General features: G+C 72.3%; 9 protein-coding genes. 3 read left to right on the forward strand and 6 right to left on the reverse strand.

The genetic code is table 11. The features are described from left to right. Window positions 1–317: 317 nt before the first annotated feature. The gene (locus tag K377_RS18870) at window positions 318–2726 is read right to left on the reverse strand and encodes an ABC transporter permease (protein ID WP_111664592.1); all 2409 of its coding nucleotides are present in this window, start codon (window positions 2724–2726) and stop codon (window positions 318–320) included. Next, window positions 2726–3529, reverse strand: a complete 804-nt coding sequence (locus K377_RS18875) for an ABC transporter ATP-binding protein (RefSeq protein ID WP_111664593.1) — start codon at window positions 3527–3529, stop codon at window positions 2726–2728. Before K377_RS18875 ends, K377_RS18870 begins: the two co-directional genes overlap by 1 nt. A gap of 246 nt (window positions 3530–3775) precedes the next feature. On the opposite strand from K377_RS18875, the gene K377_RS18880 reads away from it, so the two are divergent. Then, window positions 3776–4954, forward strand: coding sequence for a cation:proton antiporter (locus tag K377_RS18880; protein WP_111664594.1), 1179 nt, complete (start codon window positions 3776–3778; stop codon window positions 4952–4954). Between the two features lie 455 nt (window positions 4955–5409). On the opposite strand, the gene K377_RS18885 is transcribed toward K377_RS18880, so the two are convergent. Next, complete coding sequence (locus K377_RS18885; RefSeq protein ID WP_111664595.1) at window positions 5410–6582, reverse strand: PP2C family protein-serine/threonine phosphatase; 1173 nt, start codon at window positions 6580–6582, stop codon at window positions 5410–5412. Window positions 6583–6720: 138 nt separating this feature from the next. Between K377_RS18885 and K377_RS18890 the strand changes: the two genes are divergently transcribed. Next, window positions 6721–7950: a GNAT family N-acetyltransferase gene (locus K377_RS18890; RefSeq protein ID WP_111664596.1), complete on the forward strand. Its 1230-nt coding sequence runs from the start codon at window positions 6721–6723 to the stop codon at window positions 7948–7950. On the opposite strand, the gene K377_RS18895 is transcribed toward K377_RS18890, so the two are convergent. Next, window positions 7947–8762, reverse strand: a complete 816-nt coding sequence (locus K377_RS18895; RefSeq protein WP_111664597.1) for an Fpg/Nei family DNA glycosylase — start codon at window positions 8760–8762, stop codon at window positions 7947–7949. The genes K377_RS18890 and K377_RS18895 overlap by 4 nt on opposite strands. Before the next feature lie 211 nt (window positions 8763–8973). Then, the gene (locus K377_RS18900; RefSeq protein WP_111664598.1) at window positions 8974–9459 is read right to left on the reverse strand and encodes a ribose-5-phosphate isomerase; all 486 of its coding nucleotides are present in this window, start codon (window positions 9457–9459) and stop codon (window positions 8974–8976) included. Window positions 9460–9624: 165 nt separating this feature from the next. Between K377_RS18900 and K377_RS18905 the strand changes: the two genes are divergently transcribed. Then, on the forward strand, window positions 9625–11037 hold the full coding sequence (locus K377_RS18905) for an amino acid permease (RefSeq protein ID WP_111664599.1): 1413 nt from the start codon (window positions 9625–9627) through the stop codon (window positions 11035–11037). Window positions 11038–11073: 36 nt separating this feature from the next. On the opposite strand, the gene K377_RS18910 is transcribed toward K377_RS18905, so the two are convergent. After that, a complete protein-coding gene (locus K377_RS18910; protein WP_237551581.1) occupies window positions 11074–12603 on the reverse strand; it encodes a serine/threonine-protein kinase in 1530 nt (509 codons plus the stop codon). Window positions 12604–12628: the final 25 nt, after the last annotated feature.

Raw genomic sequence — 12628 nt, forward strand, 5'->3', positions numbered from 1 at the left:
CGGGCCGGTGGCCGCTTCTCGCGCCGTTCCCCGCGCCCCTGGGTCGTTCTTCGTGTACGGGCCGGTGGCCGCTTCTCGCGCAGTTCCCCGCGCCCCTGAGGCAGGCGCTTCGCGCCGCCTCCCCTTGAGGCTGCGCTCCGCGCGCCTCCCGATAGGGGGCAGCGGTGGCGCGCCTCTCTCGATGGGGCGGTGGCGCGCCTCTCCTGGTGGGGCGGCGGTGGCGCGCCTCTTTGATGAGGTGGCGCACGCAGTGCGCATCTCAGGGGCGCGGGGAACTGCGCGGCCAGCCACGACGAGAGGCGGGGGTGGGGGCTGGGCTAGTGGCGGACTGCCCATCTGGCGGGGAGAGTTGTTGCCGCGTAGCCCAGGGTCAGGGTTGCCGCGGCGAATCCTGCGTAGAGGGGGAGGGGGATGTACGGGGAGCGGCCCGTCAGGGCCTGGGTCATGGGGGTCAGGGTGGTCAGTGCGATCACCGTGCCCAGGGTGATGCCCGTGGCGGTGACCAGGAGGGCCTCCCAGTGGATCATGCGGAGCACCTGGCGGCGGGTCGAGCCGATGAGGCGGAGGGTGCCGAGCTCGCGGCGCCGGTCAAGGACTGTCATGACCAGGGTGTTGGCGGCGGCGATCGCCGCGAAACCGCCCAGCACGGCGGCCATGGTCGTGTTCGCCCAGGCGTTCAGCTCCCGGTCCAGGGACCGCGCCGCCGTGTAGTCGGACAGGTCGTGTGCCGTGCCGCCCTTGGTCCAGAGTTCGGTGGCGTACGGGTTTGTGACGTGGCCCGCCAATGTTGAGCGCGGAAGCGTGACCTGGGCCAGGCCCAGGCCGCGTTCGTACGTGGCCGAGACCCTCGGGGACGCCTTCGTGCCGTCGGGGAGGCGCAGGGCGACGCGGTCGCCGACCCCCACGTCCAGGCTGTCCGCGAGGGTGGCGTCCAGGGCGACGCGGTCCGGGGAGGAGAGGTCCACGGCGCCGTGGGTGACCTTCAGGTCCTGGACGCGCGTGAGGGATTGGGCGGTGCCGGTGACGGCCTGGGTGGAGGCCGGCATCAGGGATCCCGCCGCCGGGACGAGGACCGAGGTGCGGGAGATGCCGATCGCCGCGGTGACCCCGGGGGCGCGGGCCGCCTCGGTGAGCGCATCGGGGGCCAGGCCCGTCGGCGACGTGACGATGCGGTCGGCCGTGATGCCCGCCTTCTGCTGGTCGGCGGTGGCCCGGTCCTCGCTGGTGTGCAGGAAGACCAGGACGGACGAGAAGGCCATCGCCAGGACGATCGGGGTGATCGCGGAGGCCAGACGGCGGGCGTTGGAGCGGGAGTTGGCCGCCGCCAGGGAGGCCGACGCGCCCGCGCCCCGCAGCGGGAGCCCGAAGAGCGCGGCGCAGGCGCGGGCCACGAGCGGGCCGAGCAGGGCCACGGCGAGCATGAAGCACATGACGATGCCGAGGGCGGTGTTGGCCGCGTCGTCACCGCTGAGCTGCCCGGCGACCGCGGCGAGGACGACCCCGCCGACCGCCGCCGCGATGCCCAGCGGCGTGCGGATCCAGCCGACGCGCAGCCGCTCCACCGACGCCTCGGCGAGCGCCTGCCCCGGCTTGCTGCGGGCGGGGCGGCGGGCCGCCAGGTAACCGGCGAGGAGTGCGGTGAACAGGGCCGCGCCCACCGCCGCCACGTACGGGATCCAGGAGACGGAGAGGTCCACGGCCTGCGGGACGGCGCCCTTGTCGCGGAGTTGGCCGAACCACCAGTGGGCGAGCGCGGTGCCGGGCAGGCAGCCGAGGGCGCCCGCGACAGGGGCGACCAGCAGGGTCTCGGTGGCGATGGCGCGGCGGATCTGGCGCGGGGTGGCGCCGATGGCTCGCAACAGGGCGTACTCGCGGGCCCGTTGGCCGACGGAGAGGGCGACGGTGCCGGCCGCGGTGAACACGGCGACCAGGGTGGCGATGCCGCCGAAGGAGCCGCCGAGGCCGATCAGCGTCTCCTTCGCCTCGCCCAGGCTCGCGTCCTCGACGGCGCCGCGGTCGTCGCCGGTGTGGACGTGCGCCGTCCTCGCGCCGGACAGGGCGTGCGCGACCTGGGAGCGGAGCGTGTCCGTGGAGATTCCGGGCCGGGGCAGGACGGCGATCGCGTCGATCCGTCCCGGATGCCCTGAGGCCCGTACGGCGTCGGAGTCGGCGAGCCAGACCGTGCCGGCGGCTCCGTTCGTCGTGCCGGAGACGCGGTAGGTGCGCTTGCCCTCGGGGGTGGTGAGCGTGACGCGGTCGCCGGTGCGGGCGTCGCCCGCGGTGACGATCTCGCCGGAGCGCGGGGCGCGGCCGGAGGTCAGCCGCTCGCCGGTGAAGGCGGTGGAGGCCCAGTTGTGGGCGTCGGCGGCGCGGCCGTCGTGCCGGACCGGGAAGGTGAGGTCGGCGACCGCCGTACGGGCGCCGGGGGCCTCCCCCGCCTTCTTCACGAGGGATTCTGCGAGCCGGGCCCGGTCCGGGAGCGGGACCGCCTCGTCGGAGCGGGTCTCGCCGGAGCCGGTGATCCGGTGGGCGCGCTGGTCGGCGGCGACCACGACGGGGGCGTTCGCGTAGCGCTCGGGCGGGACCGACGCCCGTATCCCGGTCTCCAGGAGGATGCCGCACGCCGAGGCGATCAGGGCGGCCGTCATCAGCGCGACGAAGGTGCCCGCGAACGCGGCGGGCTTGAAGCGGACAGCGGCCCTGGCCAGGCCGTTCGGACGGAACATCAGGCGGCCGCCGGAACAGCGGCGCGGGCGGTGAGGGTGGTCATGCGGGCGGCGATGGCGTCGGCGGACGCGCCTTCGAGGTGGTCCACGATCGAGCCGTCGACCAGGAACAGGACGCGGTCCGCGTGGGCGGCGGCCACCGGGTCGTGCGTGACCATGACGACGGTGGCGCCCATCCGGTCGACGGCGCCGCGCAGCAGTCCCAGGATCTCGCGGGCCGTCGTGGTGTCGAGGGCGCCGGTCGGCTCGTCGGCGAAGATCACGTCGGGGCGGGTGACGAGGGCGCGGGCGATGGCGACGCGCTGCTGCTGGCCGCCGGAGAGTTCGCCGGGGCGGCGCCCGCCCTTGTCGCCGAGGCCGACCCGGGCGAGGACGTCGGCGGCGCGGCGGCGGTCGGGGCGCTGTCCGGCCAGGCGCATCGGGAGCAGCACGTTCTGCTCGACGGTGAGCGAGGGCAGGAGGTTGAACGCCTGGAAGACGAAGCCGAGCCGGGTGCGGCGCAGTTCGGTGAGCTTGTTCTCGTTCAGCCCGGTGATCGTCGTGCCGCCGAGGACGACGGTGCCGTCGGTGGGGCGGTCCAGGCCCGCCGCGCACTGGAGGAACGTCGACTTGCCGGAGCCCGAGGGGCCCATCACGGCGGTGAACGTGCCGCTGGGCAGGGCGAGTTCGATGCCGCGCAGGGCGTGGACGGCGGCCGCCCCGCGACCGTAGCGCCTGCGTACGCCGCGCAGTTCGACCGCCCATCCGCCGCCGCGCGGTGCCTCGTCGTGGTCGTGACGCTGGCGCTTCTTGCGCAGGCCCATGGTCGTCCCCTCGTGCTGCGTGCTGCCGGTTTCCGTACCTCGAACGTACGGATTTCAGGGGGTCGCGAACCATGAGGGCGGCTGGCGGATCGGGGGTGGGGAGAACCCCACCTCGGGACCTTCGGCCCGCCGCGCGAGTACTTTGGTAAGCTAACTATTGACGTTTTCTTGACGATCCCTTTACCAAGGCTGGTCGCCAGTACAAGGAGGAACGGGCCCATCGGACACGCAGACACCCTGATAGCCATGGGCGGCGCCTTTCTCGCCGCCGCCGTTCTCGCCCGCCTCGGCGGGCGCATCGGACTTCCCACCATTCCGCTGTTCATCCTGGCCGGGATCCTGCTCGGCCCCCACACACCGGGCGTCGTGCTCCTGTCGGACCCGCACGACCTGGAGATGCTCTCCGCGCTCGGCCTGGTCCTGCTGCTCTTCTATCTCGGCCTCGAGTTCCACATCGACGACCTCAAGGCGGGCGGCCGCAAGATGGCCGTCGCCGGCGGGACGTACCTCGCGCTGAACGTCGGCGCCGGCCTCGGCTTCGGATTCGCCCTCGGCTGGGGCACCTCCGAGGCTCTGGTCCTCGCCGGGGTACTCGGCATCTCGTCGTCCGCGATCGTCACCAAGGTGCTGGTGGACACCGGGCGTCTCGGCAATCCGGAGACCAAGCCGATCCTCGGCATCATCGTGGTCGAGGACATCTTCCTGGCGCTGTACCTCGCCGCGCTTCAGCCGATCCTCTCCGGCGCCGACTCGCTGTCCGCGGCGGTCATGGACGGCGGGAAGGCGTTCGGGTTCCTGCTGCTGCTCGCGCTCGCCGCGCGGTTCGGGACCCGGGTCGTCGGCAAGCTCTTCAACACCAAGGACGACGAGCTGCTCGTCATCTCCTTCCTCGGTGCCGCCGTGTTCGTGGCGGGGGTCTCCGAGTGGTTCGGGGTGGCCGACGCCATCGGGGCGTTCATGGTCGGGCTCATGCTCGGGTCGACCTCTTCGGGCGCGCGCATTCTGAAGCTGGTGCATCCGTTGCGGGACGCCTTCGGCGCGATCTTCTTCTTCGGGTTCGGGCTCTCGATCGATCCCGGGGATCTGCCGAGTGTGGTGTGGCCGGTGCTGGCCGCTGTCGCGGTGACGCTGGTGATGAATGTGCTGGCCGGGCTGGGGGCTGCCCGGGTGTACGGGTTCGGGGCCGGGCCCGCCGCCAATATCGCTACGACGTTGTTGGCTCGGGGGGAGTTCGCGTTGATCCTTGCCACGATGGCCGCCGGCGCGGGGCTCGACGCGCGGCTTTCGCCGTTCATCGCCGGGTATGTGCTGGTGCTTGCCGTTCTTGGGCCGTTGGCGGCCGGGCGCTCCGCTTGGCTGGCTCGGATTCTGCCCGGGGGGCGGGGGCCTGTGGCGGTGGAGGAGCGGGGCGGGGCCGGGGTGTGATCTTTCGGCGCCGGGCGCGGGTGGGGTGCGGCTGGTCGTGGGGTTGCCCGCGCCTTTGATGGGGTTGTCGGTCGGGTGCGGCTCCCGTCGTGGCTGGTCGCGCAGTTCCCCGCGCCCCTGGGTCGTTCCCCGTCCGCGCGCCGGTGGCCGCTTCTCGCGCCGTTCCCCGCGCCCCTGGGTCGTTCTTCGTGTGCGGGCCGGTGGCCGCTTCTCGCGCAGTTCCCCGCGCCCCTGAGGCAGGCGCTTCGCGCCGCCTCCCGATGAGGCGGCGAGGGGGTCGCCTCTCTTGATGAGATGGCGCACGAAGTGCGCATCTCAGGGGCGCGGGGAACTGCGCGACCAGCCACGACGGTGGCGCGCGTGAAAGATCGCCCAGGGGCGCGGGGAACTGCGCGAGAAGCGGCCACCGGGGCGCGCTCGGGGACGAGAGCTGGTTCCGTGTCTCAGCGGCAGCGTTACGCGTCGCGGCAGATCAGGAGGAGGGCCCTGTCGTCGTTGACGTCCTTGGCGACGGCCTCGATCAAGTGCCAGGCCGCGCCGTGGAAGCCGCCCTGGACGTAGCGGTCGGCCTCGCCCGTGAGGCGGTCGATGCCCTCGGCGATGTCGCGGTCGGAGGTTTCGACGAGGCCGTCGGTGAAGAGCATCAGGACGTCGCCGGGCCGCAGAGAACCCTTCATGGCGTCGAACTCGGCGCCGTCGTAGACCCCGAGGAGCGGGCCCTCGGCGGCCTTCTCCTCCCAGCGGCCCGTACCGGCGCTGAGCTGGAGGCCCGGCGGGTGGCCGGCGGAGTAGAGCTCGTAGTCGCCCGACTCCAGGTCCAGGACGAGGTGGATGGAGGTCGCGAAGCCCTCGTCCCAGTCCTGGCGGAGCAGATAGCCGTTGGCCGCCGGGAGGAAGGCGTGGGGAGGAAGGGAGCCCAGGAGGCCGCTGAAGGCGCCGGCCAGGAGCAGGGCGCGGGATGCCGCGTCCATTCCCTTGCCGGAGACGTCCGTCAACACCACTTCCAGCGTGCGGCCGTTGTTGGTGCGGGCCGCGACCACGAAGTCACCGGAGAAGGACTGCCCGCCGGCCGGCCGCAGCGCCATCTCGCGGTGCCACCCGACCGGCAGCTTCGGCAGCCGGGACTGGGTGCGGATGCGCTCGCGCAGGTCGAAGAGCATGGTGCCGCCGCGCCGCCAGGGCACCCCGACCCGGCTGCGGAACTGCGCTATCAGCAGCCCGAAGAAGCCGCACGCGGCGACCGTGAGCACGGTGCCGGGCGTGACCGCCGCCGGATGCTGCTCGTAGGGGCCGAGCTGGTACGACTCGACGATCAGCGCCGTGGCGGCGGCCGCGTACAGGCCGAGGAGGCTGGCCGGGCGCAGCAGCAGACCGCCCGCGACGATCGGCAGGACGAGCACGGCCGGGGAGCACCAGACCGGGTTGAGGATCGTGGCGCAGGCGATCAGGGGGATCATGAGGAGCAGGCCGGCCAGGGCGATCCAGTCCGAGCCGTCGCCGCGGAAGTAGTCCACCCCGGACTTGCGCACGGCGGTGCGGACCCGGTGGACACGCATTCTCAACCGGGCCGGGAACGTCTCGGCTTCCGCGCGCTGTTCGCGCGCTCGCCCGTCTCGTCGTACGGCCATTGCTCGTGGACCTTATCCATCGGGCCTGGACCTGTGCACGGGAGGTCCCACTTGTCCCCCTTTCCGGGCACGTCCGGGGCCGGGACGGGACGGTAAATCCGGTCGCTCGTGTCCCGCTCGCCCTGGTAGGCATGGCGGATGACGATCGAGCTACGCACGCTGAGCCGCGACGAGCACGACCGCTGGTACGAGCGGCTGATCCTGGCCTTCGGCGGGGTGCCGGAGCCGCCGCAGGAGCAACGGCTGATGGACGACCTGACGGAGTTCGACCGGTCGATCGGGGCGTGGGACGGCACGGAGTGCGTGGGGACCGCGAGCGCGTTCTCGTACCGGGTCGCCGTGCCGGGCGGCGCGTTCCTGCCCGCCGCGGGCGTGACGATGGTGAGCGTCGCCGCCACCCACCGCAGGCGCGGCGTCCTGACCTCGATGATGCGGCGCCAGCTGGACGACGTACGCGCGCGGGGCGAGGCGCTCGCCGTGCTCACGGCGTCGGAACCGGCGATCTACGGCCGGTTCGGGTACGGCATCGCCACCCGGCAGCTGGCCGTCACCCTGGAGTCGTCACGGGTGCGGATCGAGGCGCCGGACGGGACGGACGAGGTCGCGCTGCGGTTCGCGGACGTGACGGAGGCCGCCGAGCGGTGCGAGGCCGTGTACGCGCGCACCATCGGCACCCGGCCGGGGAACCTGGCCCGCTCCCCCGGGTGGGAGCGGCTGCCGCTGCTCGACCCGCCGGAGGAGCGGAACGGGGCCTCGCCGATGCAGTGCGTGCTCGCCGAGCGGGCGGGTGAGCTCGTCGGGTTCGTCCGCTTCCACATCAAGCCCGACTACGCGTGGTCGGTGCCGACCGGCCGGATCCAGGTGCGCCACGTCAGCGCGCTCGACCCGGCGGCGTACGCGGCGCTGTGGCGGTTCCTGCTCTCCGTCGACCTCACCGAGTTCGTGGAGGCGCGGAACCTGCCGGTCGACGATCCGCTGCTGTCGATGGTGTCGGACATCCGGCGGTGCGCCGTCCGGATGCGCGACTCGATGCACGTACGTCTGGTGGAGGTGGGCGCGGCGCTCGCGGAGCGTACGTATCTCACGCCCGTGGACGTGGTGTTCGAGGTCGAGGACGCCTTCTGCCCCTGGAACGCGGGGCGTTGGCGGCTGACCGGGGACGCGAAGGGCGCCTCCTGCGAGCGGACCGACGACGCCGCCGAACTCTCGCTCTCCGTGAGGGAGTTGGGGGCCGCCTATCTCGGCGACACGTCACTGGCCGCGCTGGCGGGGGCCGGGCGGGTGCGGGAGTTGCGGCAGGGGGCGCTCGCGGAGGCGTCGGTGGCGTTCGGAACCACCGTCGCGCCGTGGCTCCAGCACGGGTTCTAGTACGCGCCGGGAGGCTGGCAGGCCGGGCACCAGAAGAGGTTGCGGGCCGCCAGTTCGGCGGTGCGGATCTCGGTGCCGCACAGGTGGCAGGGGTGCGGGGCGCGCCGGTAGACGTAGACCTCGCCGCCGTGGTCGTCCACGCGCGGCGGGCGGCCCATCGCCTCCGGGGTGTGCTCGGGGCGGACCGTGTCGATGCGGTTGAGGCGGACGCCTTCGCGCATGAGCAGCACCAAGTCGTCCCAGATGGCGGTGAATTGCTGCTCGGTGAGCGCTTTGCCCGGGGTGTACGGGTCGATGCCGTGGCGGAAGAGGACCTCGGCCCGGTAGACGTTGCCGACGCCCGCGATGACCTTCTGGTCCATGAGGAGCGCGGCGATCGTGGTGCGGCTGCGGGCGATACGGGCGTAGGCCCCGGCCAGGGTGTCCGTGGGGCGCAGCGGGTCCGGGCCGAGGCGGTCGTGTATCGCCTGCTTCTCGGCGTCTGTGATCAGGGCGCAGGTCGTGGGGCCGCGCAGGTCCGAGTAGTGGTTTTCCGTCCGGAGGCGGAGGCGGACCGTGTCGGTGGGAGGCGGGGCCGGGGTGTCGCCGAGGGCGTACTTGCCGAAGAGGCCGAGGTGGATGTGGATCCAGCTCTCGCCGAAGCCGAGGAACAGGTGTTTGCCGTGGGCCTCGGTGGCCGTGAGTTCCTGGCCCGTGAGGAGGGCTGCCGCGTCGGAGAATTTGCCCTGGGGGCTGGTGACCTGGGGTTTTCGGCCCGAGAAGCGCTCCGCGTGGTCTTTTGCCAGGCGGTGGATCGTGTGGCCTTCGGGCACGGCCGTCGGTCTCCTCGGGTGCGTTCGGGTTGCTGTCCCTGGGGCTCTGCCCCAGACCCCGCTCCTCAATCGCCGGAGGGGCTTGATTTGCCTGAGGCGGCTTGAAGGGCCGGAGGGGCTTGATTTGCCTGAGGCGGCTTGAAGGGCCGGAGGGGCTTGGTCGGGACGACGGAGGGGCCTGAACGGGATCGGTCGGGCCCCTCCGGAAGGTTCAGCCCTGCGGGTGGTGGGCCGGGATCGCGGGGAGTTCGCCGGTCTCCTCGTAGCGGGTCAGCATGTCGATGCGGCGCTGGTGGCGCTCCTCGCCCGACCAGGGGGTGCTGAGGAAGGTCTCGACGAACTTCGTCGCCTCCTCCTGCGTGTGCATGCGGCCGCCGACCGAGATCACGTTGGCGTTGTTGTGCTCGCGGCCGAGGGCCGCGGTCTGCTCGCTCCAGGCGAGAACGGCGCGGACGCCCTTGACCTTGTTCGCGGCGATCTGCTCACCGTTGCCCGAGCCGCCGATCACGACGCCCAGGGCGTCGGGGTCCGCCGCCGTGCGCTCCGCGGCGCGGAGGCAGAACGGGGGGTAGTCGTCGACGGCGTCGTAGATGTGGGGCCCGCAGTCGACGGGCTCGTGGCCGTGGGCCTTCAGCCATTCGACCAGGTGGTTCTTGAGTTCGTAGCCGGCGTGATCGGAGCCGAGGTAGACGCGCATGGCTCCGAGTGTGGCACGGCGGACGCCGGGTAGTCGCTGGCGGGGCCCTGACCTCCTGATTCACCGGCGTAACAAAGACAACAATCCGGAGTCAGCCCTTCCGCACGGGCCGATCCCGGGCTTTGAATGCCAGGGCTCGCCCCACCGAGACCTAAGGAAGTCTGCATGTCCACGCAGTCAACCCTGGCACCGAACGAGACACCGCCCGAGGGAGACGGCCTCAAGGCCGGACTCAAGAACCGTCACCTGTCGATGATCGCCATCGGCGGTGTCATCGGCGCCGGACTGTTCGTCGGATCCGGCTCCGGGATCGCGGCGGCCGGACCCGCCATCCTCATCTCGTACGCGCTGGTCGGCGCCATGGTCGTCCTGGTCATGCGGATGCTCGGCGAGATGGCCGCCGCCCGGCCCTCGTCCGGCTCCTTCTCCGCCTACGCCGATCAGGCGCTCGGGCGCTGGGCCGGGTTCTCCATCGGCTGGCTGTACTGGTTCTTCTGGGTCGTGGTGCTCGCCGTGGAGGCCACCGCGGGGGCGACCATCCTGAACGGGTGGATACCGGCCGTGCCGCAGTGGGCCTGGGCGCTGATCGTGATGATCGTGCTCACCGTCGTGAACCTGGCGGCCGTCGGTTCGTACGGAGAGTTCGAGTTCTGGTTCGCCGGGATCAAGGTCGTCGCGATCGGCGCCTTCGTGATCATCGGGCTGCTCGCCGTGTTCGGGGTGCTGCCCGGCTCGGACAACCCCGGCAGCGGGTTCGGACACCTGACCGACGCGGGCGGGTTCCTCCCCAAGGGGCCCGGCGCCATCCTCACCGGTGTGCTGATGGTCGTCTTCTCCTTCATGGGCTCCGAGATCGTCACGCTGGCCGCCGGTGAGTCCGAGGACCCCCAGAAGGCCGTCACCCGCGCCACCAACTCGGTGATCTGGCGCATCGGCATCTTCTACCTCGGCTCGATCTTCGTCGTCCTGACGCTGCTGCCGTGGAACGACCCGTCGATCGTCAAGGACGGCTCCTACGTCGCCGCCCTGAACTCCATCGGCATCCCGCACGCCGGCCAGGTCATGGACGTCATCGTGCTGACCGCCGTGCTGTCCTGTCTGAACTCCGGGCTCTACACCGCCTCCCGCATGGCCTTCTCGCTCGGGCAGCGCGGTGACGCGCCGAAGGCGTTCGCGAAGACCACCTCGCGGGGCGTGCCGCGCACCGCGATCCTCGGCTCGGTCGTCTTCGGCTTCCTCGCCGTCTGGTTCAACTACCAGTGGCCGGACACCGTCTTCAACTTCCTGCTCAACTCCTCCGGCGCGGTCGCCCTCTTCGTCTGGCTCGTCATCTGCTTCACGCAGCTGAAGATGCGCGGCATGATCCTGCGCGAGCAGCCGGAGAAGCTCGTCGTGAAGATGTGGCTGTTCCCCTACCTGACCTGGGCGACGATCGCGATGATCTCGTTCGTCCTCGTCTACATGCTGACCGACGACGCCGGGCGCGAGCAGGTGCTGCTGTCCCTGCTCGTGGCGGTGTTCGTGGTGGCCTTCGCGCTCGTACGGGAACGGGTGCAGAAGCGCGCCGTCACGAGCTGATCCGCTCCACGGTCGACCCCGTTCACGGTGCCGCGGCTACGGCCGCAGCACCGTGAACGTCTTTTTGATCCGCTCGTACCGGGCCTTCGCGGGCCCCGCCACCTGCGGCTGGTACCAGGTGCCGATCTGGTACGAGCGTGATTCCTGGTCGAAGCCGAGGAGTTCGGCGTGCCAGCGGCGGCCGTCGAGGGTGAACAGGTACTCCCAGACGACCGCCGGGCGGCCCCGGAAGGTCGTGCGGTCCAGCCGGATCTTCACGTAGTCCTGGCCCTGGTGGGCGTCGCGCTCGGACTTCTGCCAGGTCGTGAGCAGGTCGTCCTTGGCGAGCGCGGACTGGGTGACGACTTCCTGGGTTCCGTCGGGGGCCGTGTAGTGCACCTCCGACGCCGTCTTCACCGCCCGCTTCCAGCCGCGCGGCGGCACCCAGGCGTAGCCGACCTCGCGGATCGAGCCCGGGGGCAGGGTCTGGGCCGTGGGCGGGCGTGAGGTGCCCTCGACCGTGGGCGGGCGGGTGCCGGCCGAGGTGCTCGCGCCGCCCGCCTGTGCGCCTCCCCCGCCTCTGTCGCCGGGCAGCGTGAGCGCGAGGGCCGCCGCGACGCCCCCGGCCAGCGCCACGGCGACGGCGATCAGCAGGCCACGGCGCCGGGGCCCGCGGTGCCGTGCCGGGGGCGGGCCGGGCAGATCCGTGCCCGGCACCGGTTTCGCGCACTCGGTCGGGGCCTCCTGCCGGGAGGCCGCGGGCCGGGCGGGCGGCGGCGGGACCGGGCGGCGCAGGCCGATGTCCAGAGTGGGGGTGCTCGGGCGGGCGACCGGCGCCGGGGCGGGCGGCGCGAGCGCCTTCACGACCTCGTCGAGACCCGGGCGGTCCTCCGGCTCCTTCGCCAGCAGCCGGGTCAGCAGCGGTGTCAGCCGGCCCGCCCCGGGTGGCAGCCGGGGCTCCTCGTACAGGACGGCGTGCAGCGTCGCGAGGGTGGTGTCCCGGCTGAACGGGGAGCTGCCGCCGAGCGCCGCGCAGAGCGTCGCGCCCAGCGACCACAGGTCGGAGGGCGGGCCCTGCGGCCTGCCCGAGATCCGCTCCGGCGCCATGTAGTCGGGCGAGCCGACGAGCATGCCGACCATGGTGAGCGCCTCGGTGTCCTGGATGGCGGCGATCCCGAAGTCGGTGAGCATGACGCGGTGCCTGCCCACGCGTTCGAGCAGGACGTTGCCCGGTTTGATGTCGCGGTGCAGGACGCCGCCCGCGTGCACCTCGCGCAGCGCCTCGGCCAGGCTGCGGCCGATCCTCGCGACGTCGTCCACGCCGAGCGGTCCGTCCTCGACGAGGGTCTGCTCCAGGGAGCGGCTGTCGATCAACTCCATGACGATCCACAGCCGTTCGCCCTCGTCCACGACGTCGTAGACGCCGACCACGCCCGGGTGGTCGATCCGGGCGGTGGCGCGCGCCTCGCGCAGGGTGCGCTCGCGGCGGGTGCGGGCGTCCTCGGGGTCGAGGCCGTCGATGCGCATCTCCTTCACGGCGACGGGCCGGTCCAGCATCTCGTCGGCCGCACGCCACACCCGCCCCATGCCCCCCTGGCCTATGTGTTCGTCC

The sequence above is a fragment of the Streptomyces sp. PsTaAH-137 genome, assembly GCF_003259365.1.
Lineage (GTDB): Bacteria > Actinomycetota > Actinomycetes > Streptomycetales > Streptomycetaceae > Streptomyces.